Raw genomic sequence first — 26,989 nt, forward strand, 5'->3', positions numbered from 1 at the left:
GCGAAGAAGGTGCCCAGGGACAGGGTGCACGGATTGTGTACCCCGCCGGGTTCAGAAAATGGCGTCCAACGGCCCGGCCCCTTCGCGGATCACCTCCGGCCCGTTGCCATCGACCAGGGAGATCACCGTGGTTTCGGTGACGCCGCAGAAGCCGCCATCGATCACCATATCCACCTGGTTATTAAGAAAGTCGCGCACGTCCTGCGGATCGGTGAGTGGAAATTCATCGTCCGGCAAATGGGCGGTACTGGTCATGATCGGCTCGCCGTATTCCGCCAGCAGCGCCTGACAGATCGGATGGTCCGGCACCCGGATACCGATGGTGCGCTTTTTCGGATGCATCAGCCGCCGCGGCACCTCACTGGTGCCCTGGAGAATAAACGTATAGGCACCCGGGGTGTGCGCCTTGAGCAAACGGTAGTCCGGGTTGTCCACCTTGGCGTACAGCGCCAGCACCGACAGATCCGGACACAGCAGAGTGAACTGGTGTTTATTGTCCAGTCGGCGAATGCGAATCAGCCGATCCAATGCCGCCTTCTCGCCGATGCCACAACCCAATGCGTAGGTGGTGTCGGTGGGGTAGGCAATCAGCCCGCCCTGGCGCAACACCTTGGCGGCTTCGCTGATCAAACGCGGCTGCGGATCTTCCGGATGAATGTGTAGTACGGTGGTCATGGGCGCGGATTGTCCGCCGCTTGGCGCGCTGACGCAAGGTCTCGGGCCGCCCATACCGGGACCGCGTCCTTCGGGTAAGGCGGCAGCCCGCCCAGTCGCAGCCACTTTTGTTCCGGGGAATGGAAATCACTGCCACCGGACACCGCCAGTCCGAAGTGGCGCCAGCACTCTTCCAGCAGCGCGCCCTGCGCCGGCGTCAACCCCGGCATCAACGCTTCCAGTGCCAGGCCACCGGCATCACGGAAGGCGCCAACCAACTGCCGCAAGCGTTTGCGGGTCATATTGTAAGCCTGTGGATGCGCCAGCACTGGCACCGCGCCTGCGGCCAGCAAATCCGCCACGCCCTGCTCCAGCGTGCACCAGGGTGTGGAAACGTAGGCGGACTGGCCTTTCTTGAGAAAGCGATTGAACGCGTGCTGATTGTCCCGGGCCTTGCCTTCGCTGATCAGCATGCGCGCGAACCAGGGCCGGCCAGGCGCGTCACTGTCCGCCAGGGCGCAGGCCTTGTCATAGCTGCCACTCAATCCAGCGGCACGATCGAGACGGTCGCCGATACGCCGGGCGCGCTCCCGGCGCGCCTCCATCTGGCTGGCCACCCGGGCCCGAAGCACGGGGTTGGCCTCATCAAGCCACAAACCGACCACATGGATTTCACGATTGTCCCACTGCACCGACAGCTCGATCCCCGGCACCAGTTCCAATCCCACTTCCCGCGCCCGGGCACGCGCCTCCGGCAACCCGGCCAGGGTATCGTGATCGGTCAGCGCCAGGGCATCCACGCCATAGTCCGCCGCCCGCGACACCAGCTCCGCCGGGCTGAGCTGGCCATCGGAAGCGCGGCTGTGGGAGTGAAAATCCGGACACTGGTACATTAGCCCTCCAGACGGGCGATCATGGTGGTGGCACACTATCATAACCGCCGACCAATCCCCATCATGGACCGGGGCGGGTGATTTGTGCCGCGCTTCCCGATAACATGCGTCCTCCGGGAGGACAACGTCGCTATGAAAGTAATGTCGCCATGAAAACCCTATTTGACTACTTGCCCGTGGTGGTGTTCTTCGGCCTCTACTTCGTTAGCGGCCGGGATATCATGCTGGCCACCTGGGGGCTGCTCGGCGCCACCAGTTTTCAGGTCATCGCCGGACGCCTGATCTGGAAGCGCTGGCATCGTTTGCATCTGGTGATACTGGCGATAACCCTGGTATTCGGCGGCCTCACCCTGGCCTTGAACAATGACGTCTTCATTAAATGGCGTCCCTCCATCATCAGTTTCGTGCTGGCGGCGATTCTGGCCGTGGGCCATTTCCTGAAACACCGCAATCTGCTGCAACGTCTCTGCGAAAGCCTGATGCGTAGCGCCTTTGGCAAGGTGGTCACCCTGCAAACCAGGGACTGGCGGCGGCTGAATCTGGCGTTCGTGCTTTATTTCATCTTCATCGGCTTGCTGAATCTGTACATCGCCTTCAATTTCAGCACCGACTTCTGGGTGAATTTCAAACTGTTCGGCTTTACCGCGATCCAGATGGTGTTCTATCTGGCTGCTTTCGCCTATTTTTACAAGCGCATGCCCGAGGCGGACCGCAAGAGTCTGTTTCACGGCGACGCCAATGACAAAAAGCCCGACGACAAGGACAACGATGCTTTACGCGATCATCAGTGAGGACGTGCCCGACTCCCTGCCCCTGCGAACGCCCGCACGACCCGCGCACCTGGCGCGCCTGGAAACGCTCAGAGATCAAGGCCGGCTGGTGCTGGCCGGGCCGTTGCCGGCGGTGGACAGCGACAACCCCGGCGAAGCCGGGTTCACCGGTTCCCTGGTAGTGGCGGAATTCCCCTCGCTGGCGGAAGCCCAGGCCTGGGCCGATGCCGACCCTTATGTGGATGCCGGCGTATACCGCCAGGTTCAGGTGAAGCCCTTCAAGAAGGTTCTGCCCTGAGAGCCTTTTTAAGATCGTTTTTACAAATACTGTACGCGGCACTACGGCAAAGCGTGCTTGTTTCGGCAAGAATAGCCGCCGCGCTTCCCGTTCATTGCGCCGTATTACTCACGCCGGACGACAAGGAGACCCGTGAATGCGAAATCGATGGTTAAGCGGCTTGCTGATGCTGGCGCTGTGTTTGCCAGCCCCTGTATATGCCGCCGCGGCCTGGATCGGCGATGAAATCTATGTCCCCATGCGAGCCGGCGCCGGCACTGGCTACCGCATCGTGCACAGAGGGATCAAAAGCGGCACCCGGGTGGAGTTGCTTGGCGAAGAGGGGGACTGGATCCACATCCGCTACGGCAACCGGGAAGGCTATGTGGAAAAACAGTACATCAGCCGTACTCCCACCGCGGCGCTGCGCCTGCAAAAGCTGACCCAGGACACCGAGAAAGCCACCAGCACGGCCAGTGATCTGCGCCGGCAAATGGCGGAACTGGAAGGTCAACGCGATGCCCTGCGCGGCGAAGTGGAAGAACTGCGTTCCTCCCTGACTTCCCGCAGCAATGAACTGGACCAGCTACGCAACGTGGCCGCCGACCCGATCCGTCTGGATCAGGCCAACCGCCGTCTCAACGAGGAGTTGAGCATGCTGCGTTCGGAGTTGGATCAGGTGAAAGCGGAGAATGCCCTGCTGCGCAATGACAACACCTCCCGCAAGTGGATCACCGGCGTGGGCATCCTGTTGCTTGGTGCCATCGGCGGCTTGCTGCTGAAATCCAAATCCGGCCGCCGCCGGAACAATTGGGCCAACTGACCCGCTGCCCCATGGACTGGACCACAGAGCCGCTGTGGGAGCTGCCCTGGCAGCGAATGGGCTTTCAGGTCCAAGAATTCGCTTGCAGGCAAGCCCCCACAGCTCTCCAGTCTGCCACGGACGAGGCCTCTGCAGGACTTGCCTTGCAAGCGAAGGCTCGCCCATGGCGTCAACTCTCCAGCCGGCCAAACAGGGTTTCCAGACGCAGCACCACGCCATTGATCCCCTCATAATCGTGCTCCCGGGGCCATAACACGAAGGGCTCCACCTCCACGAACAGCCAGGGCCGCCAGACATTGCGCCGATAGCGCGCATACACCCGGTAATTCTCCACCACCCCAGGCTTGCTGTAGCCGTCCACGGCCATCCCCAGATCCAACGCGGAACGAGACCCGAGCCGCTTGAACAAGTTGACTCCTTGAAACAGCCCCATCCCCAGATCGCCCTCATTGAGTTCCTCGGAATAACGGACTTCGCTGGAAAAACGCACGCTGGAGGTTGGTGTCAGTGGCCGGTCCAGCTCGAACAGGGAACGGCTGCCCCAACCTTCCGGATCACGCCAGTAAAAGCGTTGGGTATAGCGCAGCCAGGCGGTTTCATTGAACAACGGGTACAGACGGCGGTAACGAAGCCGCGTGTAGGTGGTCAGGTCGGAACGCACGCCCGCGTCCAGGTCCAGATCCATGGCATCGGAGCGGTCGATGACCCAGCGCAACGCGCCACGAAAACCGTCGTCGCGCTCGCCCGCGGGGAGCTCCCGGGCCGCCCGGGCATCCCTGCCCTGCTCCTCGTCCTGGTTACGGAACAACAAAGAGAAACGGCGTTCGGCACTGGGAAGCCAGACTCTTGCGTCCACATCCACATCGCTGGCATCGTCGTTATCGTCGCGCCACACCTGCTCCGCGGTAACACGCACCCGACTGGCGGCCGGCTCGTTGCTGTCGCGCACCGGATCCTCGAAAAAGCCGTCCACCCAACGGCTCGGCCAGCACAGTGTGCGTGACAACCAGCCGTGGGTACGGTCCACCAGAGTATCGTTGGCGCCTGAGTAACAGCTGTCCGGCGACTCCGCGCGAACCGCTCCACTCAACACCAGCACGCCCAGCCATAAAACACGCCTCATGGCCTCAGCATAGCGCCGCAGCGCGGCGGCGGGAATCAGCCCAGCGCGCCGGCCTCACGCAAACGGACGATATCCTCATCGGTGAAGCCCTGCTCCCGCAACACGTCCTCATTGTGCTGCCCAAGGCCAACGCCGGCGAAACGATAGCTCACCGGGGTGGCGGAGAACCGGAATGGCGAAGCCACCTGTGGTTGTTCACCGCCGCGCCCGTCGGGCACCGACACCACCATGCTCCGGGCCTTCAGTTGAGGATGCTCACGGGCCTCGGAAAAGCTCAACACCGGCTCCACGCAACAATCCACTTCGGCGAACACCCGCAGCCAATGTTCCAGTGGATGCGCGCCGATCGCCTCGGCGATGGCGCCCTTTACCTCATCCACCACCTGCGGCGAAAAGCTCAGCCCCTTGGCGGTGAGATCCGGCCGTTGAATGGCCTCGCAGAACCGGCTGAAGAATTGCGGCTCCAGGCCGGCCACGGAAAGATAGCGTCCGTCGCTGGTGCGATAACAATCGTAGAAGCTGCCGCCGTTGAGCTTGGTGCCTTCCAGTTCGGGATCCTCGCCGGCGACCAGGGCCCCTGGCGCGGTCAGCGCATGCAGGCTGAAGGCGGCGTCGGTCATGGAAATGTCCAGGTACTGCCCCTCGCCGGTTTGCTGACGGTGAATGACCGCCGCGAGTATCGCCATCACCGCGTGACAGGAGCCGCCCGCCACATCCGCCACCTGGCACGCCATTGGCGCCGGCCCGCTGTCACGCCGGCCGTTGTAGCCGGTCATGCCGGCGATGGACAGATAGTTAAGATCATGGCCGGCGCGGTCCCGATACGGCCCGGTCTGACCGTAGCCAGTGATCGAGCAATAAATCAGCCCCGGATTGATCGCCTTGAGCGCCTCGTAACCCAGCCCCAACTTGTCCATCACACCAGGGCGAAACTGCTCCACCACGATGTCGTAGTCGCGCACCAGCCGGTGCACGATCTCGATGCCCTCGGGCTGTTTCAGGTCCAGCGCCATGGCACGCTTGGAACGATTGAGATAGGCATGAGCGGCGGAAACACCGTTCACCGACGGCGGCAGCAGCCGCACGAAGTCCGGGCGCGTGGGAGATTCGATGCGCAGCACGTCGGCGCCCATGTCCGCCAGAATCAGGGTGCCGAACGGGCCCGGCAACAGCGTGGAGAAATCCAGAACTTTCAGTGAATTAAGGGGGCCGGTCATACGTTTACTCCTAGGGCCAGTTCCCACTGTTTCCATCCCGCCTGCTGGATGCCCTTTTTGCCTCCAGCGAGGCGGAGGGCGCGCGGTTTGGTCATTCCAAATAAGTAACCGACAACGACGCGGGAGGTAAAAAGGGCTCCAGCCCTTCGGGTTGCGGCTAAAACGTCACCACTCTGCGTTATTCGTCGTTTATTTGGAATGACCAAACTTCTCTCCTCATGCCTGGATTGGTGACGTTTTAGCCACAACAGGCGGGATGGAAACAGTGGGAACTGACCCTAGCGGGCCTGAGAGTACGACCTTCATCGCACTGCGCCAATGGCCAAGTCGATCGCCGAAGTGACCGAAATGGACATGGGACTTTGGCCTGCAAGTCCGTTAGCATCGCGGTTTTCCCATCCAAACGTATCCATGACCGTATACAACAAAATTCGCGGCATTCTGGCGCTGACAGGCATCGTTCTAAGCACCACGGTGATCATTGGGCCGTTTTACGTGCTGACCTTGATCAAGCTGATTCTTCCCTGGCACGCCGCCCGGGTCCGGCTTTCCCGGGCCCTGGTGGTGGTGGCGGAAACCTGGATGTCGATCAACAACGTCATCATCGGCATCAGCAGCGGTCTACGCTGGGAAGTGGAAGGCCTGGAAGGCTTGCGCCGCGACGACTGGTATCTGGTCACCGCCAATCACCAGTCCTGGGCCGACATCCTGGTGCTGCAGAAGGTCACCAACCGGCGCGTACCGTCGCTGAAGTTCTTTCTCAAGCAGGAACTGATCTGGGTGCCGCTGTTGGGACTGGCCTGGTGGGGACTCGATTTTCCGTTCATGAAGCGCTACAGCAAGGAACAGATCGCCCGCAATCCGGAATTGCGCGGCAAGGACATGGAAACCACCCGCCGTGCCTGCGAAAAGTACGCCCACTACCCGGTATCGGTGATGAACTTCTTTGAAGGCACCCGCTTCACCCAGGACAAACACGACCAGCAGCAGTCACCCTATCGCCATCTGCTCAAACCCAAAGCCGGCGGCGCCGCCTTCACCCTCAGCGCCATGGGCGGCCAGTTGCACACTCTGCTCGATGTCACCATTGTCTATCCGCCCGGAACCGACCGCTCTCTGCTGGCGTTTCTCGGCGGCGCCATGGACAAAGTCCAGGTAATCGTCCGTCAGCGCCCCATTCCAGACTGGGCCAACCAGGGCGATTACGAGAACGATGAAGAGTACCGCCAGCGCTTCCAGAGCTGGATCAGCGACATTTGGGCGGAAAAAGACGCGCTGATACAATCCCACCTTTCCGCCTGACCCGGTCTTTGCCTATAGTATGGCGTCAAAAGGCGGCCACCGAATTCGGGTCGGCCGCGATAATCACGAACGGTGCCCGTTGAGCGGGCGCCGTTGATGCTGGTGACTTCTTTCCCACGGGATGCCCATGTTCGGCAAACTATTCAAACCCCGGTGGCAACACCGTGACGCCGCTGTTCGCAAGGCGGCCGTAGACACGCTCGACCCTCGGCAACAGGCCGACCTGCTCGCCAGTCTGGCGCGCGAGGATGCCAGCGAAGAGGTGCGGGCCAGCGCCACACAAAGGCTGCTGGACCTGACCGTACTCGATACCCTCACCCGTGACAGCCACAGCGCCCCGGTGCGCGAGGCGGCATCCGATCGGATGATGGCCCTGCTCGCCGGCGCGGTGCCGGACGGCCCGGACCGTGATACCCGCTTGCACTTGTTACGCCATACCGGCAACGCCAAGGTTCTCTATCATGTGGCCCAGAACGGGGTGGACGGCGAGAGCCGGCAAGTCGCGCTGAGCGCATTGAGCGATGCCGACACCCTGTGTGAGATCGCTCTGCACGGCCATGATGAAGCCTTGCGCCTGGCCGCCGCCCAGCGACTGGAAAGCGCGGAACATATGAAGCGCCTGACCAAGGAAGGGCGCGACAAGCGGGTGGTGCGGCATGCCCGTGAGTGGCTGCGTGACAGACAGCAAGCGGAACAGGACCGCCGCAAACGGGAACAGGACTGCGCGGCGGTGGCGGAAGCCCTGCGACAACACGCGCAGCGGGCCGCTGACGGCCTCTACCAGGCGCGCCTGCAACAACTGGAACAGCGTTGGACGGAACTGGCGGAGCACGCCGGCGAAGAACAGACCCGCATCGCCACACAAGCGCTGGAACAAGCCCATCAACGCCTGGCGCGACAAGCCGCCGAGGCGCGGGAACAGCAGGCCCGCGAGGCCGCCCTCGGCGAGCGCCGTGCTGCTCTGGCCACACTGCGGCAATTACTGGATGACGTGACCGAGGACACCTGGGATACGCAGCTTGGCGCCCTGCGCTCCGCCGTCGCGACCCAGGAACGCCGCTGGCAGGCGGCCGCCGAGGAACTGCCGGCGGAGGAAGGCGAATACCAGCATTTCCAGCAGTTGCTGGAGCAGTGGCACAATTTGATCGCCCTGGCCGAACAGAGCCAGAGCGAGGACCGCGAGCTGCTGGAAACCCTGTCACAACGGTGGCCGCGCAAGATTCCGGCACCCAGGGCACTGCAACAGCGTCCCGCTCCGGCTCCGGCACCGGAAGTCACCGCGCCGTCAACACGAGCGCCCTCCGCAGGCAAGGCGGGCGGCAGCGCCCATCAGGGGCTGGTGGTGGCGCTCCGGCGAGAACTTCAAAAAGGAAATTTAAAGCACGCCAACAGGTTATGGTTGAAAGCTGAAGCAGTACTCGAAGAGGAAAATGACTCCTGGCTGAGTAAACAGTTGCAACGCCTGGAAGAGCGCCGCAATGAACTGCGCGATTGGCATGCCTTTGCCGCTCAGCCAAAGAAAGACCGCTTGTGCGAGCAGATGGAGGCTTTGATCGGCGGTAATCTCGACGCCGAGGAACAGGCCAGCGCGATCCAGGCACTGCACGATGAATGGCGTGAGCTGATGAGCTCCGACCAGGATCAGGATCAAGCCCAGTGGGACCGTTTCAAGGCCGCCTCCGATCAGGCCTATGAACCCTGTCGGGCCCACTTTCGTGAACTCGACGAACAACGGGCGGACAATCTGCGCCGCCGGGAACAGCTGTGCCGCCAGCTGGCGGACTTCGTCGCCGCCCAGGACTGGCAGCGGGCCAACTGGCAAGCGGTCTGGGAGATCCGCCGGCAGGCGCCGCAAGAGTGGAAATCATTACAACCGGTCCGTTTCACCGACGCCCGGGATGTACAGAAACGGTTCTCCGCCCTGCTGTCCGAAATCGATCAGCAAATGGAAGGCGCCTGGCGGGAAGCCGAGCAGCAGCGTCAGGCCATGATCGCGGAGGCTGAAGCCCTGCTCGCCCAGGAGGACCTGGACAGTGCCACCCGCGAGGCGCAGCAGTTACAAAAACGCTGGCGCCAGGCAGGCTGGCTGCCACCGGGCCGGCACCGCCCGCACCAGAAGCGTTTCCGCCGCATCATGGACGACCTGTTCGGCGCACGGCAGGCCCGTCTGGAACAGCGGCGCAACGAGCTGGAAGAAAAGCAGAACGAGGGTATCGCGGTGCTGGAACAAGTGGCGGCGGCCCTCAAGGAACCGCTTGCCAGCCAGGACGAAAGCGCCCTGCGCGACCATGCGGCGGCACTGGATGAATTGGACGAAGCGGCCCTGGGCCGCGCTGGCCAACGCCAGTTCCGGCGTCTGCGGGAGCAGATACAGGAACGCCTGGCGGCCCTGCCGCGCTGGCGCCGCTGGCAACGGGCGGTGCTGGGTATCGAGGCGAGCCCCGACGGTGAATCCAGCGAGGACGACCAGACCCTGACCGTGGCACTGGAAGCCCTGGCCGGCATCGACAGCCCCGAGCACGCCCGCGAGCGGCGGCTGACCTGGCAACTGGAACAGCTGCCACGAGCCATGAAGGGCGCCAACACGTCACCTTTGGACGAAGCCCTGACGCTACTGGAAGCCCGCCCCGATGGCCCGCTGGACAGCGGCCTGGCCCGCCGCCTGCAGGCCGCCTTGCAGGCGATGCAGCCGTAAAAAGCAGGGAACAGTGAAGAGTGAACAGTTAATAGTGAATAGTTAACAGCGAAAAAAATGCGATTCTGCAAAGGCCATTTGCGAATTCGCCACTCCTGATCCTAGTTGACAGGCTTGTTGTTTATTTGCTTTTGAACGCGGAGGGGCTTGCCAGCTTTTGACCGCGGCCCCTATGGTTGGAGAGCAAGGTTACGTATTTCGCGCAGCTATTAACTGTTCACTCTTCACTGTTCCCTGCTTTTCACTGTCCATATCGCTTAGCATTCTCCAAAAACACCGCCTCCTCCGTCGTGCTCTCCCTGCCCAGCGCTTCGTTGCGGTGGGGGAAGCGGCCGAAGCGGGCGATGATGTCGCGGTGTTCCTCGGCGAACTTCAGGTTGTTTTCAATTTTGCTTTTCAGATGTTCCGGCACCCGCTCCAGCAAGGAGCGGAAGCAGGCGATGCCCTGATTCTGCAGCGCCAGGTCCTCTGCGTGCATCAGCGGCATGTAGAAGAACACCTGCCCGGCCCAGGGAAGACCGCTTTCCATGCCGGTGGAGATGCCTTCCAACGTCAGCGTGACCGCCTGATGGTCACCAGCGAAGGCCGCCGCCTCGCCACGATGGATGTTGCGGCTGAACTGGTCCAATAACAGAATCAGTGCCAGCCGGGAGCGGGGATGGCGCTCCCAGGCCACCAGTTCCCGGTCCAGCGCCGCCTGCAGACGAGTACTGAATTGCTCGCGAATACGTGCATCCACAGCGGCGCCGCCGGAGAACCATCGCCGCTCGCACTCGCCTGGCGGCCAATCCCCCTGATCCAGTCCATCAAACCAAAAGTCCAGGATATCGTTGTAGGGCACATCGAAATTCATCATTGCTGGCAATCCTTCGGTAATACTTCCCGCAAAACCGGCCAGGCGTTATCCAGCAGAGTGGGCTGGGCCTCGGCGGTGGGGTGAATGCCGTCGCCTTGAATCTGGCCCGCTTCCACCACGCCGTCGAGGAAAAACGGCACCCAGGGCAGCGCGTTGTTCTCCGCCACCTGCTTGAACACCGCCTCGAAACGTTCGGTATAGGCACGACCATAATTGGGAGGAATGCGCATTCCGAGCAGCACCACCCGGGCCCCGGCCTGCTGGCCAAGGGACACCATCTTTTCCAGATTGCCGGCCAGACGGCTCGGCGGCAAACCACGAAGGCCGTCGTTACCGCCCAACTCCAGCACCAGGACATCCGGCTGATGCCGCTCCAGCAAGGCCGGCAGACGACTGACACCACCATCACTGGTCTCACCGCTCACCGATGCATTGATCACCGGCATCGCGGAACATTGACTTGCCAGTCGTTGTCCGAGAAGGTGCACCCAACCCTCCGTTTCTTGCAGACCGTAGCCGGCGCTGATGCTGTCACCCAGCACCACGATGCCCTGCGCGCGGCCCAGTAAAGGCGCGAGGAACAACAGTATGACCAACAGGCACCTCGACATGGCTTCTTCCCCTGTACTCGTGGCTCAACGGTTAACCAAAACGGTGGTCGCTCCGGAAGGCGATCTGACCTTGCTGCACGGTATCGATCTGGAGATCGCCGCCGGTGACAGTTTGGCCATCACCGGGCCTTCCGGTTCCGGTAAATCCACCCTGCTCTCTCTGCTGGCCGGCCTGGATGTACCTTCCGGCGGCAACGTAACGCTGGCCGGACAGCCTTTCAGCGACCAGGACGAGGATACCCGGGCGGCCCTGCGCGGTCAGTATTGCAGCTTCGTGTTTCAGTCCTTTCATCTGGTCGCCGACCTCAGTGCGGTGGAAAACGTCATGCTGCCATTGGAAATCGCCGGCGACCGCCAGGCCCGCGACAAAGCCCGTCACTGGTTGCAACGGGTCGGCCTGGAGCACCGGCAACATCATTTTCCCGCGCAGTTGTCCGGCGGCGAGCAACAACGGGTGGCTCTGGCCCGGGCCTTCGCCATGGCGCCGCGGGTGCTGTTCGCCGACGAACCTACCGGTAGCCTGGATCGCGCCAACGGGGAACAAATCGCCGGGTTACTGTTCAGTCTGAACCGCGATCACGGCACCGCCCTGGTACTGGTCACCCATGATCCGGAACTGGCCGCCCATTGCGCGCGCCACCGGCAACTGGTGGAGGGGCGTCTCGGTGACTGAACGACTGCTGCGCCCCTGGCGTTCCCCGGCGTTCCGGATCCAGGCGCTGGCGCTGATGGTGGCCACGCTCGCCATCGCCACCGTGGTGCTGTTGCGCGGCGAGCTGGAACACCGCTTCGCCACCCGCACCGCCGAGGCCATTGGCGGCGATCTGGTGCTGGAAGGCAGTGCCCCGCCCAGCGATCAGCAAAAAGCCATGGTCAGCGATCTTGCCAGTGCCAACACTCTGACCTTCAGCAGCGTACTGGTGCGCGACGACATCTTTGTGCTGGCCAGTGTCAAAGCGGTGGACCAGGGCTACCCTCTGTATGGTTCCGTGGCGGTGGCCGGGCAACGTTTCACCGACCCGCAACGGGTGGATCATGGTCCCGCCCCGGGTGAAGTGTGGTTGGCCGGTACCGCTCTCGACCGGCTGGAACAACAGGTCGGCGATACCGTCACCATCGGCGACCTGCCATTGCGGATCACCGCCGTGCTGGAACAGGAGCCGGATCAGGGCGCCGGTTTCTACAGCATGAATCCGCGCGTGCTGATGAATCTGGCCGACGTACCGGGCACCGGCGTCATCGGCCCCGGCACCCGGGCCCGTTACAAGCTGCACCTGCGCGCGCCGGGCGAGATGATGGCGCCTCTGATCGAACAGCTGACTCCGACACTGGCCGCCAACCAGGAACTGGAAACCCGCGACAACGCCGGATTACGCTCCATGGGGCCGCTGCGCCAGTTAACCCTTTGGGGGCAATTGGCGGTGATGATGGTGGTGCTGTTGTGCGGCGGCGCGGTCTATCTGGCCGCCGGTGTGCGCAGTCTTGAGCAGGCCCGGCGCAGCGCGGTGATGAAGACTTTCGGCGCCTCCCGGGCCACGGTGCTGCGCTGGATTCTGTCGCGCGAGCTGACCGCGCTGTTGCCGGCCATGCTGGCCGGGCTGGCGCTGGCGGTAGCGGCGTTTCTGGCTCTGCAACAGTGGCTCGGCGATGCCCTGGCCTGGAAACCGGGCCCGGGCAGCTGGTTGCTGCTGGCGCTGGCGCCGCTGGTGATCTGGGCCGGGTTCGCCCTGCCCCGTTTGTGGCGGCTGGCGGATCTGCCGCCCCGTCAGATCCTGCAACCGGAACCGTCCGCGCCAGTGGCCCGCACCGGGCTCAACCTGATTGGCGCGTTGGCGGCACCGGTACTGGTGGCCATGGTGCTGTCCGGCTCACTGATGGAGTTGCTCCAGTTGCTCGGGCTGATGGTGGCGGTGGCAGTGGGCCTGCCCCTGTTGCTGTGGGGGCCGCTGCGCCTTGCCGACCGCCTCGGCGACCGCTGGCCACTGGCGCCCAGGCTGGCCCTGCGGCGACTGTCCCGACGTCCGCTGACCACCCTGCCGATGCTGTCGGCGCTGGTGCTGGCGCTGGCGATCATGTCCATGTCCAGTCACGTGGGTCAGCAATTACTGAGCCAATGGCGCGCCACGCTGCCGGAAAAGGCCCCCAACTATTTCGTGCTGAATCTGTTCGAGCCGGATCTGCCGGCGTTCCGGCAATGGCTGGATCGTCATGGCGCGGAAACGCCACAGTTGTATCCGGTGGTGCGTGGCCGGCTGGTGGAAGTCAACGGACAGCCGGTACGCGAGGCGGTAACCAAGGAAAGCGATGATCGCGAACAGGGTGAGCGGGCCCTGAACCGGGACCTGTCCCTGACCGAAGGTGACACCCTGCCCACCAGCAACCAGATCGCCTCCGGGCGCTGGCTCGACCCGGAACAGCCCGGCGAGGTCTCGGTGGAATCGGAACTGGCCGCGTCCCTGGGCCTGCAGGTGGGCGACCAACTGCGTTTCACCGGAGTCTCCGGCGAACTGAGCGCCACCATCGTTGGTCTGCGGGAGGTGGACTGGGAAAGTTTTCAACCTAATTTCTACTTCATGTTCAGCCCCGGGACGCTGGACGGCGAGGATCGCTACTGGCTGACCAGTTTCTATCTGGACGAGGCCGGCAGCGGCGCCCTGCCCGATCTGATCCGCGCTTTTCCTCAAATCACCTTGCTGGACGTGAACGCGCTGCTGGGGCAGGCCCAGGCTCTGATCACCCAAGCCAGCCGCGCGGCCTTGGCCCTGGCCGCGTTGCTGCTGGCCAGCAGCGTCCTGGTCATGGCCGCGGCCTGGCTCGCCGGCAGCGGTCAGCGGCGCAAGGACGACGCCCTGTTGCGCGTGCTCGGCGGCAGCCGCTCGCTGCTGCGGCGGGTGGCGACGATTGAACAGCTCTGGTTGATGGGCGGTGCCGCCGTGTTCGCACTGGTGCTGCACTTTCTGGCGCTGTGGCCTCTGGGCCAGCGTATGTTCGACGGTGACCTGCCGCTGTCTCCGTGGATGCTGCTGCCCTGGGCGGTGGTGCTGCCGTGGCTGGCGGTGCAGCGGGTTCTGCCCCATCGCACCGGCCCGCCACTGGCGCGGTTGAGCGGTTAAAACATCGACCGCACTACGAAGCCGCTGTGGGAGCTTGCCTGCAAGCGAATCTTTTGAGCCGCGAGCCCATTCGCTTGCCGGCAAGCTCCCACAGCGGCATTCGTAGAAAATGCTTGGCGTTCAGCGGCCCTCAACTCCGCCGCGCCAGGCCCCAATAGCATCCCAATGCCGCCAGCGCCGTGGCCGCCATCAGTCCGGTCATCGGCAGCGGGGTGCCATCATGGATCATGCCCAGTCCGGTGCCGATCAGCCCCGCCAGTAAAAACTGCAGGCAGCCGTTGAGGCCGGTGGCGGCACCGGAATCGCTGTCGAAATAAGCGAGGAAACTGGCGATGGCGTTGGGGATGATCAGCGCGCCCATTCCCGCCACCATCATGATCAACGGCACCGTGTTCCACAGCGACAGGGTTCCGGTCAGCGTCAGCACCAGCAGGGCCAGCGCCGACAACGTCTGAATCACCAGCGCCACGCCGAGAATGTCGGCACCGCGATAGCGGCGCAGCAACAATACGTTGAGCCGGTTAAGGCTGAGCATGGTGAGAATGTTGCATCCGAAATAGATCGGGAAACGGGTTTCGTCGATACCGAAATAATCAATGTAGAGGAACGCCGCGTCGGTGATGAAGATGAACATGGCGGAGAAGCCCAGACTGTTGGCAAGGATGAACCCCATCGCCACCCGTTGCCGCAACACCCGGCCATAGGCCGCGAACATGCGATGGCGCAACGGCTCCGGATCCACTTTCGGCACCACCGTGGGCAGTGCGAACCGCAACACCAGCACCGCCACCACCGCATAAGCCGCCAGGAACACGAAGATGCTCTGCCAGCCCAGTTGCTTCAGCAAAGCGGCGCCGATGGCCGGCGCCAGCAACGGCGCCATCAGCATCACCAGGCCAATGGTGGTCAGCACCCTGCCGGCATCCGGGCCGGTAAAATGATCCCGCACCGAAGCAGCACAGATCACCACGGTGGCGCCGCCACCGACGGCCTGTACCACCCGCAGCAGATAGAGCATCCGCACACTCTCGGTGACGGCGATGGCGAGGCTGGCGAGGAAGAATACCAACAACCCCACATAGGCCACCGGCTTGCGCCCGAAGTGATCGGACAACGGGCCGCCCAGCCATTGCCCCAGCGCCACCCCGATCACATAGAAACTCACCGACAACTCCACCGCGTGCACCGCCACGCCGAAGTCATCGGCCATGGTCGGCAACGCCGGCAAATAGGTGTCGATGGCCAGCGGCCCGAGGGCCACCAGGCTACCCAGCATGATCGCCAGGCGCGTGGGGGAAATCACAGACATACAGGCTCCGTTTTTTGGCGAACGGCGTCCCTCACCCGCCGGGTCTCACGGGGTTCGCCAAGGGCATAAGCGGGGTGCGCGACGCCGGCCAGCGTGGCCGGGCGGTCACAAGATCAGGGCCTGTTCACGCTATTTTCATCCCGTCTGCTGGATGCCCTTTTTGCCTCCAGCTAGGCGGAGGGCGCGCGGTTTGGTCATTCCAAATGAGTAACCGACAACGACGCGGGAGGTAAAAAGGGCTCCAGCCCTTCGGGTTGCGGCTAAAACGTCACCACTCTACGTTACTCGTCGTTCATTTGGAACGACCAAACTTCTCTCCTCGCGCCTGGATTGGTGACGTTTTAGCCGCAACAGGCGGGACGAAAATAGCATGAACAGGCCCTAACACCGGCGGCACCATTTCCCCAGCTTCGCGGCGGAATCCATCCGATCCGTCATGGAGGAATCACCAACCATTGAAAAATCAGTGGTCGTGGACGGTTCCGATACGACCGGTCAGGCCCTACACTTGCGCAAATGCCCCGGGCCACCGGGCACCCCCAAGCCAGTAAAAGGATGTTCATGGAACTGACTCTTCCGATCCAGCTTGCCCTGATCGTGGTGGTGGCCTTTCTGTGCCAATGGGGCGCTTGGCGCCTCAAGCTGCCGGCGATTCTGCCGCTTCTGTTGTCCGGTCTGCTGCTGGGTGGCGGCCTCGGGCTGATTGATCCCCAAGCCATGTTCGGGGATCTGTTGCTGCCCAGCGTGTCCCTGGCGGTATCGATCATCCTGTTTGAAGGGGCGCTCACCCTCAAATTCGATGAAATACGCGGTCTGGAGCGCACCGTACGCCGACTGGTGACCTGGGGGGCCCTGGTCACCTGGGCGGTGGTCACCACCGCCACCTGGTACTTTCTCGAGCTGCCGCTGGATATGGCGCTGCTGTTCGGAGCCTTGGTGGTGGTCACCGGCCCCACCGTTATCGTTCCGCTGCTGCGCAGCGTGCGGCCGGTCAGCAGTGTGTCGCGGTTACTGCGCTGGGAGGGCATCGTCATCGACCCGCTTGGCGCCGTTCTGGTGGTATTGGCCTATGAGCTGGTGGCGGCCACCGGCCAGGGTGCCCTGCTGCACGGCCTGTGGTTGTTCGCCCAGTCCATGGTGCTGGGCGTGGTGATCGGCTCCGTGGTGGCGTTCATGCTGGCCTTCCTGCTCAAGCGTCACTTGGTGCCGGAATACCTGCGCAGCTTCCTGGTGCTGTCCGTGGTGGTGGGCGAGTTCGTGCTGGCCAACTGGCTTGGCGAGGAATCCGGGCTGGTGGCGGTCACCGCCACCGGTATCGTGCTGGCCAACCTCAAGGGCGTGCGTACCGACGATATCCTCCACTTCAAGGAGAATCTGTCGGTGATGCTGATTTCGGTGCTGTTCATCGTCCTTGCCGCCCGCCTGGACATGGCCCAGTTGGCGCAACTGGGCGGCGCCACCCTGGTGGTGTTGCTGGTGGTGCAGCTGGTGGCCCGGCCGTTGTCGGTCTGGGTGTCCACTCTCGGCAGCAAACTCAATTGGCGGGAGAAAGCGCTGCTCGCCTGGATCGCGCCGCGTGGCATTGTCGCCGCGGCGGTTTCCGCGCTGTTCGCGGAGCGGTTGGAAAGTAACGGCGTGGAAGGCGCCGAGTTGCTGGTGCCGCTGACGTTCTCGGTAATCATTGGCACCGTGGCGCTGCAGAGTCTGACCGCGCGGCCTCTGGCGCGCCTGCTGAAAGTGGCGGAACCGGCCCCGCGCGGCTTCCTCATCATCGGCGCCAACCCGGTGGCGCGAGCCATCGGCAAGGCGCTCAATCAGAATGGCTTTCCGGCCATGGTCACCGATTCCAGTTGGGAGAACATCCGCGCGGCGCGGATGGCCGGCCTGGCCACTTACTACGGTAACGCGGTTTCCAGCCACGCCGACCAGTACCTGGATCTGGTGGGCTACGGCAAGTTGCTGGCGATGAGCCCGCGGCGGGAAATGAACGCGGTGGCGACCATGCGCTATCGATTGGAATTTGGCGAGCGCAACGTCTACAGCCTGCCCTGGTCCGGCGATAAGGAAGAAAAGCACGAGATTGCCTCCCAACATCGCGGCGGCACGTTATTCGACGAGGATCTCACCTACGCCCGGCTCGCCAGCCTGATCAGTCAGGGTGCCGAAGTGCGCAAAACGCGGCTCACCGACGAATTCGATTACGCCGCCTACCTGCAGGTGGAAGATCGCCAGGTATGGCCGCTGTTCGCGGTGGATACCCGTGATCGCATCCATGTTTTCAGCGCCAACAGCCGCCCTGAACCGAAATCCGGCTGGTCGCTGTTTGGTCTGATCCGCGAGGACGACGCCAAGGAAGCGGCGAAGGAAAAAAGCAACGGTGACAACGGCTCCGCCCTGCCTGGGTGAGAGCGGTTGACAGCGAAAAAACAGGAACAGCCAATCTTTAGCCGCGTAGGAGCTTGCCTGCAAGCGAATGAGGTTTCGCTCAAGCGTTTGGCAACATTCGCTTGCAGACAAGCTCCCACAGCCGCTAACCCCTGATGGGGGTGGACGTCATATTCTCGCGATGGTCACGGACGACAGGCGCCACCTCCTCGCCAATCCGCTCGAAGGAATCGATCAGCCCGCATACCCGGCCGTCGGCTAAATGGCGATCCGGCGTGTTTTCCCAGGCCGCCATTGCCTGGCGCATACGCTGACTCAGCGCCTGCAATTCCTGGATGCGCTCTTCCACCTCACCGAGCCGGGTCTCGATCAAATCACGGACCCGCGGGCAAGGCGTCTGCCCGGCGCCGCTGGCGGACATCAACTCCGATACATCACTGAGCGTAAAGCCGAGACTGCGGGCCTTGAGGGCAAAGCGCAGCCGGCGCAAATCCTCGGCGCCGTACTCCCGGTAGCCATTGTGCGAATTACGGCGCGGCGCCAGCAATCCCAGATCAGTGTAGTGACGCACGGTTTCCGTGGTGGTGTCCGCACGGCGTGCCAGATCCGTCACGCGCATAGTGTTCTCCCTTGGTGGATCAACGGTTAACGGCCTCGGACCGCTCACAGGTCCGCCGGATAGCCGGTGATGGCCCGGATCTCCCGGTACAACCCCGACAGGCGGGGATAAATACGCCGATAGACCCGATGATACAGCTGCTGATAGGTGTCACGATGGCCGGCGCGGGGCTCGAAGCGCGGTCCCGGGTGGGTCATCGCCGCCACCGCCCGCTCGTGATCCGGGTACAGTCCGGTCCCCACGGCGGCATTGATGGCCGCGCCGAGCCCGGAAGTCTCAAAGGTATGGGGGCGCACCACCGGTAAATCAAAGATGTCGGCGGTGATCTGCAAAATGCGGTCACTTTGCGAGCCGCCGCCGGAAACACGCAGCTCGCGCACCGGGCTTCGATTGCGTTTTTGCAGCCGCTCCTGGCCATCCTTGAGCGCGTAGGCGATCCCTTCGACGATGGCCCGGTACAGGTGGGCTCGGTCATGGGCGTCACCGAACCCGAGGATGGCACCCTTGGCCTCCGGCCCCGGGAAACGCACGCCGGGATTCCAGAACGGCTGCAGCATCAGCCCCAGCGCCCCCGGCGGTGACTGGTCCAGCAATTCGTCAAACAACGCCTCCGCCGCCACACCCTGGCGCTCGGCACGCTGCACTTCTTCCGCCGCGAACTCGCGCTTGAACCATTCCACCAGCCAGTACCCGCGCTGCACGATGATTTCCGAAGTGTAGTAATCCGGTGCCGCGGCGCCGTAGGCGGGAACGAACGGGTACGGTTCCACATAACGGCGATTGCTGGTGTTGAAAGTAGCCGTGGTGCCGTAGCTGACATGGCCGATATCCGGGCTGAGCGCTCCGGAGCCGAGCACTTCGCAGGCTTTGTCGGCACCACAGGCAATCAGCGGCAGACCGGCGGGGATGCCCGTGTGGGCTTCGGCCTCGGCGCTGATCCGGCCCAGTGGTTGCCCCGGCGGCACCAATTCCGGCAATTGCTCACGCCGTACCCGCAGAGCCTGCCATTTGAGGTCGCCGGGCCGGGCCCATTGCCGGCGCCGGTAATCGAATGGCAGGTAGCCGACCTGGCTGGCGGTACAGTCTTTCAAGACCCCGCACAGCTTCCAGGTCAGAAACCCCGACAGCAACACGAAATGTTCTGTGCGCCGCCACAGCTCCGGCTCGCGTTCGGCCAGCCAGTTGCACTCGGCCTTGCCACGAAACTGGCGCAAGGTGCCGCCCTGCCCCAACAAAGCGACGCCCCAGCGCCAGTACCAGGGCAATTCCGGATAATCGGCGGCACGGCGCCGGTCCAGCCAGATTATCGCTGGCCGTAACGGCCGATACTCCCGATCCAGGCATACCACAGAGGCCCGTTGCGTGGTCAGCGCCACCGCCTGCACCCGTTCTTTCAGTTGCGGGTGGGCACGCCACAGCGCCTGGCAGGCTTCGCCAAGGCCCCACCAGAAATGCTCCGCATCCTGTTCCGCCTCGCCGGGCGGCCCGGACCAATAGGGCTCCACCGGCTGCCGCGCCCTCGCCACCAGCTGACCACGGGCATCGAACAGCAGCGCCCGGGCGCTCTGCGTGCCCTGGTCGAGAGCCAGCAGCAGTGGCGCGCTCACGACGCCTCCGCCAACCTGCCCGGGACGCCGTAATACTCATCGCGCAGACGCCGGTAACGTTGCCACTCCTGTTGCCAGCGCACCGCGTCCCAGCCCAGCTTGTCGGCGGCCAGCCCCTGCAGGCGGTCATGCAGCGACAAACCACCATCGCGCCGCAGCAACCCCAGGCGGGTACGGCGTAGCAGCAGATCATCCAGATGCACCACGGCTTCGTGTTCCAGGCACCAGGACAGCAAGGCGTCGTCGTCCTGATCGCCGTGCAGGAACTCATCCACCTGAACCGGTGCCTCCGGAATCGGTGCATACAACGGGACATTACTGTGCCGGGCGCGGCGCCAGCCGGTACGGTCCAGCAAGCCGGCCGCCAGCAGCGCGTCCAGGGCAATCAGCCGGAATGTGGTGAGCTTGCCGCCGCTCACCGAGATCACGCCGTCGTGCTCCCACACCGCGTGGTCCCGTTTTTCGCTGGAGGGCTTGCCGGCGCGGCTGGAGCGGATCACCGGGCGTACTCCGGCCATGGACGACAGTACGTCCCCGGCGCCGAGGCCGGCGCGCGGAAACTGCTGGTTGAGCAGTTCCAGCAGATAATCCATTTCCTGCTCCGAGGCACGCGGTTCCCGGTTCAGATCTTCCGGATGGTCCAGATCGGTGGTGCCGACACACACCACCCCTTCCCAGGGAAAAATGAACACCGGGCGCTGATCACGTGGATGCAGCACGGTGAGGCAGTCCCGTACCGGCAGCCGCTCGGCGGAAAAGAACAAATGGCTGCCCCGCAGCGGCCGGATCCGCTCCGCGTCGCCACCAAGCTGTCCGGCCCAGGCGCCGGTGGCATTGATAACGGCGTGGGCGGTGAGTGTCGCCGTGGTGTCATCGGTCAGATCCCGCACCGCCACCCGCAACGGTGCCGTGGCAGCGTCACCGTCGCCACGGGAGACACCGGTGACGCGCGCGTAATTCATCGCCCGCCCCTGATAGCGGGCGGCTTCCAGCAAGGTTCGCAATACCAGACGGCAATCGTCGGTGAGCGCGTCGGTGTAGCTGAGCGCGCCACCGAGTCCCTGGTCATCCAGCCCCGGCACTCGCTTCAACAGTTCCTCGTTGCTCAGAAAGGCGCGGTCACGGATGCCGGCCAGGAAGTCGTAGACGCCAAGCAACGCGGTCATCGGCCAGCGCCCGGGGAAACGCCCCTTGCGCAGCGGGAACAGGTAGGTGGCCCTTTCCACCAGCCCCGGCAGTTCACGCAGCAAACGCTCCCGCTCGCGCAACGCATCACGGGTCAACCGCACCTGCCCCTGGGCAATGTAACGCAATCCACCATGGACCATTTTCGAGGATCGGCTCGAGGTGCCCCAGGCGAAATCGGCCTGCTCCAGCAGCAGGGCCCGGTAGCCCAGGCGCGCGGCTTCCAGCAGGACGCCGGCGCCGGTGATGCCGCCGCCGATAACAATCAGATCCCAGTTGTGCTCGCTCAGGGACGTTAGCGTCGGTCGTGGTCCCAGTGTCATGGCCGGTCCTCCTCCGCCACCAGACAGCCGGGATTGAGCTGTCCGGAGGGATCGAAATGAGCGGCCAGCGCGCGCAATGCCGCCAGCCCTTGGGTGCCTTTTTCCTCGCTCAACCAGCCACGGTGATCGCGCCCCACCCCGTGCTGATGGCTGATGGTGCCCCCGCGAGCCACCAGCGCGTCGCTGGCCGCCTCCTTCATCGCCCACCAGCGTCGCCGGGTTTGCTCGTAGTCCGGAGAGCAGCGGAACACATAAGTGGTGTAAATACTGGAGCCCTGCGGATAGAGATGGGACAGATGGGTGAACACCAGAGCCTTCTCCCCTTCTCCAGCATGGGCGTGAATGGCGTTTTCCATGGCGCTCACGGTGTCGTCGACCTTGGACCATTCCACGCAGGTTTCCAACGTGTCCACCGCGTAACCATGCTCCCACAGACCGTGGCGCAAATACGGGGAGCGGAAGCGGGCGTGTTCCCATTTTTTGCCCAGACTCTTGCCAACCATCACGCCGCCGTGTGCCCGCACCAGAGCCGAAGCGCGTTTCACCGCGGCGCGGCAGAACGCGGTATCACCGCTGGCGCCGAAGGTCACCATGCAGCGTCCGTTGCCGCAGCCGCGCAATGACAGATAACGGTTGAGCGCGGAGAGCGCCAGAGGTGACGCCGCCAGGCGCAGTTGGGTGCGGGTCTCCTCGGCGTTGGAGAAACGCGCCATGGACAGCGATGGCCGGTCCTGGGCAAGGCGGCGCGCCAACTCCCGGGCCTGCTCCCAGTCCGGCAAGAAGCCCACGTAAAACTGTTCGAATTCCGGCAGCGGGCTGATACGCACATCCACCTCGGTGATGACACCCAGCCGCCCTTCGCTGCCCAGCAGCCATTCGCGGGCATCCGGACCGGCGGAAGACGCCGGGATAGTCGGCAAACGCCAGCTGCCGGAAGGCGTTTCGACACGGGCGCCGGCGAACAACTGCTCAATGCGGCCATACAACAGGGACTGCTGGCCACTGGAACGGCTCGCGACCCAGCCGCCCACCGTGGACAATTCCCAGGACTGAGGATAGTGGCCGAGACGAAAACCGTGCTCACGCAGTTGCGCTTCCAACGCCGGCCCCGGCGTGCCGGCACCGAAACGCGCCAGGCGATTCTCTGGCTCCAGCCGCAACAGCCGGTCCATGGCGCCCAGGCTCAGGGTCAGCACCGGACGGTCATCCACCGGCGGGTTAATGTGGCCGGCCACCGAGGTGCCGCCGCCATAGGGAATCACCACCGCGCCCTGCGCCAGCGCCCAGTCCAGCACCTGCCGGACCTGGTCGCTGTCGCAGGGCCGGGCGACCCCATCCGGAAACACCCCGAACTGTCCCGAACGCATCGCCAGCCAGTCCCCCAGACTTTGCCCGCGAGCATGGCGGACCCGGATTTCCGGGGAGCGGTCCACCAGCGGGTGCTCCGGCAGACGGCTCCGCGGTACCGACTCGATCACCTGATCCAGATCGGCGTCGGCCAGCGGCCGCCCTTTACCGATCCGTTGACGCAAGAAGCGCACGGCGGAGGCACGCAACGGAAACTCCGTGGCTTCATCCCCCCACCCATTCCATCGACGCATAGTGGATTCCCTGTTCTGGTCTGCCCCCGATGGTAATCGGTCGCTGTCACCGTTGCACCGGCCGGCCACGCCAAAAGCGGCCGCCGCCGGCTCCATTCCTCATTCCGGAACCGCTACGCTTTACCGCTTTTTACCGGAACACTATGGTACAGTCCCACGATTACGGTACCTTGGATCAGGCTGATCCAGATTTCGAGATAATAAGGAGACACAATGAAACGCATCCTCGGTTGTTCCATGCTTGCCGCCGCGATCACTCTGGCCGGGTGTAGCACCGTGAACCCCTACACCGGCGAAAAACAAACCAGCAAGGCGGCCACGGGTGGCGCCATCGGCGCGGTAGCCGGGGCTTTGATCGGTATCGCCACGTCGGACAATGCCAAGGAACGCAAGGAACGGGCGCTGGCCGGCGCGGGCATCGGCGCCGTGGCCGGTGGCGGCGTGGGCTATTACATGGACGTTCAGGAGAAGAAGCTGCGGGACAAACTGCAGGCCACCGGCGTATCGGTGACCCGTAGCGGTGACAACATCATCCTGAACATGCCGGGCAACGTAACCTTCGACACCGACCAGTCCGATGTGAAGAGCAACTTCCGTCCGGTGCTGGAATCCGTCAGTGAAGTGCTCAAGGAGTACAAGTCCACCATGATCCAGGTGGCCGGTCACACCGACAGCACTGGCGGCGAACGCTACAATCTGCTGCTGTCCCAGCAACGTGCCCAATCCGTGGCCAATGTGTTGAGCAGTTACGGCGTTGAGACCGTGCGCCTGGACGTGGTGGGCTTCGGCGAGACCCAACCGATCGCCAATAACGGCACCGCCCAGGGACGTGAACAGAACCGCCGGGTTGAACTGACTCTGCTGCCGTACACTAAGTAAGCAGTAAGCCCGTCCCCTGCTCCGGTTGCGCCATCGCGCAGCCGGAGTTCCCCTCGCGCCCCATCGCTACGATTCAGTCTTCGCCGGACACGTCCGTCTTCGGCGAGATTTCCGTCCGCCGCCGCAACCGCCACACCAATACCGCCAGCGGCACCATCAATACCGCCACCATGATGTACGGGAAACGGTGATCGATGCTGTACAGCGCGGTACCGGTCAAGGGGCCGATGATGAATCCGAGAGAAGGACAGGCACTGGCGAGCCCCGCCACCCGGCCCTGCTCGGAACTGTCCACGCGCAGGCTGGCCAGCGCCATGATCGCCGGCATGCCGAAACCGATCCCCAGCCCCACCAGCATCACCGCCACGGTCAACGCCAGACGCTGGTCGAAAAGCCATAACAGCAGGGCACCGGCACCGATCAACGGTACCGCCATACCCAGCAGGACCAGCGCTGGCGCGCGCAACCACTGCACCACCAGAATTTGCCCGGTGAGCGAGGTCACCGCCGCCGCCATCATCGCCGTGCCCAAGGCCCCGGCGGCGGCGGATGGCGACATGTGCAGCGCGTCCTGAAACAGAAACCCCAGGGTTTGCTGCACCAGTGCAAAGCTCATGAACAGGACCACACCGGTGATCAGCAGATCACGAAAACGGGGGTCGGTGTAAGCCCGCAGCCCCGTGGCCATGACACTGCGCACGCGCGTGTCCGGCGCCTGGGTGCGATAAGGGGATGGCGGCAGCAACAGAAAAATCAGCAGAGCCATGCAGGCCACCACGCCGGCGACCAGGTAGAGAGGCAGAATCAGCGTCAGCGCGGCCAGCAGGCCGCCAATACCCGGTCCCAGCACCGTGCCCAGATTGTTGGCCGCGCCGATTCGACCCATGCCGCGGGTACGCGCTTCCGGGGCGGTGATATCCGCGGTGTAAGCCGCCGCCGAGGGCGGCGTGGCGGCCATGATCACCGCCTGGCTCATCCGCGCCACCACCAGACAAGCCACCAGGGCACCGCCAGTGAGCCAGCCCTTCAGACCGAGATGGAACACCACGGCGAAAAACACGGTGCCAACCGCATAGCCGGTCAGCCCTATGATCAATACCGGCCGACGCCCGTAGAGCTCGCTCAGGTACCCCCAGATCGGACTGGCCAAAGCAAAAGCCAGGGAGGAACAACTGATGATCAGCCCCACCTGGATCTCCGCCAGCCCGGTGGAACGGCCCAGTGACGGCAGCAAGGTAAATACCAGGGTCTGGCCTAACGCGGTGACACCGACGGCGGCGAGCAGCAGGGTTTGCACGAATGCCGGGGAACGGGCGGCAGGCGACGCGGCGGGCATGGGGTCCTCCGAAAAACGGCTATGTTAGCACCCTTTGCGTCAGCCGAATTGCTCCTTTGGTAACCGGGGGTGACGAATGAGGTGGCGATTCGCTGGTAAGCCAGCTTTCCGTGGCCTCTTCCACGGGAAGCCGAGCCGCCAGCGAATCGGCGCCGATCTCAGGAAACCTCTTCGTAAAGCGGCCGGGACAGCTCCGCCCAGTCCACTTCACCGTCGTCCACCAGATTCTCGAACTGAAGAATACCCAGAGCCTCGAATTTGGGCCTTACCGACTCGGTCAGCAGGCCAATACGCTTGAGGTTGGGGATGATGCGGGTAAACAGCAGATTGCGGAACTGCGCCATCAACGCCGATGCCAGCGCCTTCTCACGCGCCTGCTCCACATCCCAGCCGAACTCCTCGAACACCTCCACCGCGATCAGCCGCTCGCGCATCACCACGCAGGCTTCGTAGGCGAACTGGGCCCGTTCTTCCTTCTCCTGCTCGGTGAGGGTCTGCACGAAGTCTTCCAGGTAGTTGACGCCAAAGGTGACGTGGCGGGCCTCGTCGCGCACCACCAGTTGAATGATCTGCCGCAGCAGCGGATCCTGGGCGGTAAGTTTGAGGGTGTTGAAGGCGGCCAGGGCGAGCCCCTCGATGATGATCTGCATGCCGATGAATTTCAGATCCCAGCGCGGGTCGGACAAAATCTTGTCGAGCAGGGATTTCAGGTGCTTGTTGACCGGGTAGAAAATACCGATCTTTTCCTGCAGATAGCGGGTGAACACCTCCACATGCCGGGCTTCATCAAAGGTCTGGCTGGCGGCGTAAAGCTTGGCGTCATAGGTCGGCGCGCAGCTGGCCAGTTGCGAGGCCACCAGCAAGGCACCCTGCTCTCCATGCACGAACTGAGCCAGCATCCAAGCCAGGTTGTGCCAGCCAAAGCGCAGTTTTTCCTCGTCCGGCAGCGTGGCGAACGGTTCCCAGTCGTAGAACGGGTTCAGCTTCTGATCCAGCGGTACTTCCGATTTCGGGAAGTTCCGTGACCAGTCCACATCCATGTCCGCGTTCCAGTTGAGCTCCTTACCGAGCCGGTAGAGCTTGCGGATACGACCATCGGCACTGCTGTAGTCCCAGTTGTAGTGGCCGGTGAGCGGGGTCTGGAAGATTTCCACCACATCCTGGACGTGGGCGGGCGTGAGCCGCTCCTCCAGATCGTCACTGCCGGGACCATCCCAGCTTTCGTAGTAAGTGATGTCCGACGGCGGGGATGCCATTTCCTTGATGCGCATGATGAGGCTCCTTGTGGCTTTACTCAGCTGGGACGCTCTCACCAAGCTAGTCGGGCCGGACACCGGCGGCAATGTCAGGCAATGACAATCTGCCGCCGGAAATGTCGCCAAATCACAACTAGAAATGACTTTAACTTATT

Annotated in this window: 22 protein-coding genes; 9 read left to right on the plus strand and 13 right to left on the minus strand. The window is 63.5% G+C overall.

Annotation, left to right across the window (positions count from 1 at the left end; genetic code table 11):
- Positions 1-51: 51 nt before the first annotated feature.
- Both RYH70_RS10615 and RYH70_RS10620 read right to left on the minus strand, forming a co-directional pair.
- On the minus strand, positions 52-675 hold the full coding sequence (locus RYH70_RS10615; RefSeq protein WP_022995025.1) for an L-threonylcarbamoyladenylate synthase: 624 nt from the start codon (positions 673-675) through the stop codon (positions 52-54).
- Complete coding sequence (locus RYH70_RS10620; protein WP_022995024.1) at positions 672-1,547, minus strand: PHP domain-containing protein; 876 nt, start codon at positions 1,545-1,547, stop codon at positions 672-674. The genes RYH70_RS10615 and RYH70_RS10620 overlap by 4 nt, the downstream gene beginning before the upstream one ends.
- Before the next feature lie 149 nt (positions 1,548-1,696).
- Between RYH70_RS10620 and RYH70_RS10625 the strand changes: the two genes are divergently transcribed.
- The 3 genes from RYH70_RS10625 (at position 1,697) to RYH70_RS10635 (ending at position 3,417) form a co-directional block, all read left to right on the plus strand.
- Complete coding sequence (locus RYH70_RS10625; protein WP_022995023.1) at positions 1,697-2,338, plus strand: inner membrane-spanning protein YciB; 642 nt, start codon at positions 1,697-1,699, stop codon at positions 2,336-2,338.
- On the plus strand, positions 2,316-2,615 hold the full coding sequence (locus RYH70_RS10630) for a YciI family protein (protein WP_022995022.1): 300 nt from the start codon (positions 2,316-2,318) through the stop codon (positions 2,613-2,615). Before RYH70_RS10625 ends, RYH70_RS10630 begins: the two co-directional genes overlap by 23 nt.
- 136 nt (positions 2,616-2,751) lie before the next feature.
- The gene (locus RYH70_RS10635; RefSeq protein WP_026949271.1) at positions 2,752-3,417 is read left to right on the plus strand and encodes a TIGR04211 family SH3 domain-containing protein; all 666 of its coding nucleotides are present in this window, start codon (positions 2,752-2,754) and stop codon (positions 3,415-3,417) included.
- Between the two features lie 169 nt (positions 3,418-3,586).
- Here the strand turns inward: RYH70_RS10635 and RYH70_RS10640 are convergent, their stop codons facing one another.
- Entirely contained in the window at positions 3,587-4,540 is a 954-nt protein-coding gene (locus RYH70_RS10640) for a hypothetical protein (protein ID WP_022995020.1), read from the minus strand.
- Between the two features lie 35 nt (positions 4,541-4,575).
- Entirely contained in the window at positions 4,576-5,757 is a 1,182-nt protein-coding gene (locus RYH70_RS10645; protein ID WP_233917690.1) for a CaiB/BaiF CoA transferase family protein, read from the minus strand.
- Positions 5,758-6,168: 411 nt separating this feature from the next.
- On the opposite strand from RYH70_RS10645, the gene RYH70_RS10650 reads away from it, so the two are divergent.
- Positions 6,169-7,059 carry an acyltransferase gene (locus RYH70_RS10650; protein WP_026949269.1) on the plus strand — a complete coding sequence of 297 codons (891 nt, stop codon included), beginning with the start codon at positions 6,169-6,171 and terminating at the stop codon, positions 7,057-7,059.
- A gap of 127 nt (positions 7,060-7,186) precedes the next feature.
- Positions 7,187-9,754: a DUF349 domain-containing protein gene (locus RYH70_RS10655; protein ID WP_317009106.1), complete on the plus strand. Its 2,568-nt coding sequence runs from the start codon at positions 7,187-7,189 to the stop codon at positions 9,752-9,754.
- Between the two features lie 241 nt (positions 9,755-9,995).
- Here RYH70_RS10655 and RYH70_RS10660 read toward each other — a convergent pair whose 3' ends face one another.
- On the minus strand, positions 9,996-10,610 hold the full coding sequence (locus RYH70_RS10660; protein ID WP_055100007.1) for a DUF924 family protein: 615 nt from the start codon (positions 10,608-10,610) through the stop codon (positions 9,996-9,998).
- Positions 10,607-11,221, minus strand: coding sequence for an arylesterase (locus RYH70_RS10665; protein ID WP_317009107.1), 615 nt, complete (start codon positions 11,219-11,221; stop codon positions 10,607-10,609). The genes RYH70_RS10660 and RYH70_RS10665 overlap by 4 nt, the downstream gene beginning before the upstream one ends.
- Here RYH70_RS10665 and RYH70_RS10670 point away from each other — a divergent pair.
- The gene (locus RYH70_RS10670; RefSeq protein WP_022995014.1) at positions 11,220-11,894 is read left to right on the plus strand and encodes an ABC transporter ATP-binding protein; all 675 of its coding nucleotides are present in this window, start codon (positions 11,220-11,222) and stop codon (positions 11,892-11,894) included. The two genes, RYH70_RS10665 and RYH70_RS10670, sit on opposite strands and share 2 nt — an antisense overlap.
- Positions 11,887-14,334, plus strand: coding sequence for an ABC transporter permease (locus tag RYH70_RS10675; RefSeq protein WP_317009108.1), 2,448 nt, complete (start codon positions 11,887-11,889; stop codon positions 14,332-14,334). Before RYH70_RS10670 ends, RYH70_RS10675 begins: the two co-directional genes overlap by 8 nt.
- 130 nt (positions 14,335-14,464) lie before the next feature.
- On the opposite strand, the gene RYH70_RS10680 is transcribed toward RYH70_RS10675, so the two are convergent.
- Complete coding sequence (locus RYH70_RS10680; protein WP_022995012.1) at positions 14,465-15,643, minus strand: multidrug effflux MFS transporter; 1,179 nt, start codon at positions 15,641-15,643, stop codon at positions 14,465-14,467.
- 561 nt (positions 15,644-16,204) lie between these two features.
- Here RYH70_RS10680 and RYH70_RS10685 point away from each other — a divergent pair.
- Positions 16,205-18,049, plus strand: coding sequence for a cation:proton antiporter (locus tag RYH70_RS10685; RefSeq protein WP_080530968.1), 1,845 nt, complete (start codon positions 16,205-16,207; stop codon positions 18,047-18,049).
- A gap of 124 nt (positions 18,050-18,173) precedes the next feature.
- On the opposite strand, the gene RYH70_RS10690 is transcribed toward RYH70_RS10685, so the two are convergent.
- From RYH70_RS10690 to RYH70_RS10705, 4 genes are read right to left on the minus strand one after another with little or no spacing between them, the layout of a single operon-like run.
- The gene (locus RYH70_RS10690) at positions 18,174-18,647 is read right to left on the minus strand and encodes a MerR family transcriptional regulator (RefSeq protein ID WP_022995010.1); all 474 of its coding nucleotides are present in this window, start codon (positions 18,645-18,647) and stop codon (positions 18,174-18,176) included.
- Positions 18,648-18,691: 44 nt separating this feature from the next.
- Entirely contained in the window at positions 18,692-20,254 is a 1,563-nt protein-coding gene (locus RYH70_RS10695; protein ID WP_022995009.1) for an FGGY-family carbohydrate kinase, read from the minus strand.
- Positions 20,251-21,762, minus strand: coding sequence for a glycerol-3-phosphate dehydrogenase/oxidase (locus RYH70_RS10700; RefSeq protein ID WP_063139534.1), 1,512 nt, complete (start codon positions 21,760-21,762; stop codon positions 20,251-20,253). The genes RYH70_RS10695 and RYH70_RS10700 overlap by 4 nt, the downstream gene beginning before the upstream one ends.
- Positions 21,759-23,363, minus strand: a complete 1,605-nt coding sequence (locus RYH70_RS10705) for an FAD-binding oxidoreductase (protein WP_317009109.1) — start codon at positions 23,361-23,363, stop codon at positions 21,759-21,761. The genes RYH70_RS10700 and RYH70_RS10705 overlap by 4 nt, the downstream gene beginning before the upstream one ends.
- Positions 23,364-23,576: 213 nt before the next feature.
- Between RYH70_RS10705 and RYH70_RS10710 the strand changes: the two genes are divergently transcribed.
- The gene (locus RYH70_RS10710; protein WP_022995006.1) at positions 23,577-24,242 is read left to right on the plus strand and encodes an OmpA family protein; all 666 of its coding nucleotides are present in this window, start codon (positions 23,577-23,579) and stop codon (positions 24,240-24,242) included.
- Between the two features lie 73 nt (positions 24,243-24,315).
- Here RYH70_RS10710 and RYH70_RS10715 read toward each other — a convergent pair whose 3' ends face one another.
- Together RYH70_RS10715 and RYH70_RS10720 are read right to left on the minus strand one after the other, a co-directional pair.
- Positions 24,316-25,578 carry an MFS transporter gene (locus RYH70_RS10715; RefSeq protein WP_022995005.1) on the minus strand — a complete coding sequence of 421 codons (1,263 nt, stop codon included), beginning with the start codon at positions 25,576-25,578 and terminating at the stop codon, positions 24,316-24,318.
- A 158-nt stretch (positions 25,579-25,736) separates the two neighbouring features.
- Positions 25,737-26,849 (minus strand): ferritin-like domain-containing protein, encoded by a 1,113-nt coding sequence (locus tag RYH70_RS10720; protein WP_063139533.1) that lies wholly within the window; start codon positions 26,847-26,849, stop codon positions 25,737-25,739.
- Between the last annotated feature and the right edge of the window lie 140 nt (positions 26,850-26,989).

Origin of the sequence: Alloalcanivorax xenomutans, from assembly GCF_032810065.1 — a bacterium.
Taxonomy (GTDB): domain Bacteria; phylum Pseudomonadota; class Gammaproteobacteria; order Pseudomonadales; family Alcanivoracaceae; genus Alloalcanivorax; species Alloalcanivorax xenomutans.

What these genes read in the sequence shown, in the direction of transcription:
- RYH70_RS10680 (WP_022995012.1), bottom strand. Translation starts at nt 15,643, where the DNA reads ATGTCTGTGATTTCCCCCACGCGCCTGGCGATCATGCTGGGTAGCCTG.
- RYH70_RS10650 (WP_026949269.1), top strand. Translation starts at nt 6,169, where the DNA reads ATGACCGTATACAACAAAATTCGCGGCATTCTGGCGCTGACAGGCATC.
- RYH70_RS10715 (WP_022995005.1), bottom strand. Translation starts at nt 25,578, where the DNA reads ATGCCCGCCGCGTCGCCTGCCGCCCGTTCCCCGGCATTCGTGCAAACC.
- RYH70_RS10625 (WP_022995023.1), top strand. Translation starts at nt 1,697, where the DNA reads ATGAAAACCCTATTTGACTACTTGCCCGTGGTGGTGTTCTTCGGCCTC.
- RYH70_RS10690 (WP_022995010.1), bottom strand. Translation starts at nt 18,647, where the DNA reads ATGCGCGTGACGGATCTGGCACGCCGTGCGGACACCACCACGGAAACC.
- RYH70_RS10720 (WP_063139533.1), bottom strand. Translation starts at nt 26,849, where the DNA reads ATGCGCATCAAGGAAATGGCATCCCCGCCGTCGGACATCACTTACTAC.
- RYH70_RS10660 (WP_055100007.1), bottom strand. Translation starts at nt 10,610, where the DNA reads ATGATGAATTTCGATGTGCCCTACAACGATATCCTGGACTTTTGGTTT.
- RYH70_RS10710 (WP_022995006.1), top strand. Translation starts at nt 23,577, where the DNA reads ATGAAACGCATCCTCGGTTGTTCCATGCTTGCCGCCGCGATCACTCTG.
- RYH70_RS10630 (WP_022995022.1), top strand. Translation starts at nt 2,316, where the DNA reads ATGCTTTACGCGATCATCAGTGAGGACGTGCCCGACTCCCTGCCCCTG.
- RYH70_RS10665 (WP_317009107.1), bottom strand. Translation starts at nt 11,221, where the DNA reads ATGTCGAGGTGCCTGTTGGTCATACTGTTGTTCCTCGCGCCTTTACTG.
- RYH70_RS10700 (WP_063139534.1), bottom strand. Translation starts at nt 21,762, where the DNA reads ATGACACTGGGACCACGACCGACGCTAACGTCCCTGAGCGAGCACAAC.
- RYH70_RS10670 (WP_022995014.1), top strand. Translation starts at nt 11,220, where the DNA reads ATGGCTTCTTCCCCTGTACTCGTGGCTCAACGGTTAACCAAAACGGTG.
- RYH70_RS10685 (WP_080530968.1), top strand. Translation starts at nt 16,205, where the DNA reads ATGGAACTGACTCTTCCGATCCAGCTTGCCCTGATCGTGGTGGTGGCC.
- RYH70_RS10615 (WP_022995025.1), bottom strand. Translation starts at nt 675, where the DNA reads ATGACCACCGTACTACACATTCATCCGGAAGATCCGCAGCCGCGTTTG.
- RYH70_RS10705 (WP_317009109.1), bottom strand. Translation starts at nt 23,363, where the DNA reads ATGCGTCGATGGAATGGGTGGGGGGATGAAGCCACGGAGTTTCCGTTG.
- RYH70_RS10635 (WP_026949271.1), top strand. Translation starts at nt 2,752, where the DNA reads ATGCGAAATCGATGGTTAAGCGGCTTGCTGATGCTGGCGCTGTGTTTG.
- RYH70_RS10655 (WP_317009106.1), top strand. Translation starts at nt 7,187, where the DNA reads ATGTTCGGCAAACTATTCAAACCCCGGTGGCAACACCGTGACGCCGCT.
- RYH70_RS10620 (WP_022995024.1), bottom strand. Translation starts at nt 1,547, where the DNA reads ATGTACCAGTGTCCGGATTTTCACTCCCACAGCCGCGCTTCCGATGGC.
- RYH70_RS10640 (WP_022995020.1), bottom strand. Translation starts at nt 4,540, where the DNA reads ATGAGGCGTGTTTTATGGCTGGGCGTGCTGGTGTTGAGTGGAGCGGTT.
- RYH70_RS10645 (WP_233917690.1), bottom strand. Translation starts at nt 5,757, where the DNA reads ATGACCGGCCCCCTTAATTCACTGAAAGTTCTGGATTTCTCCACGCTG.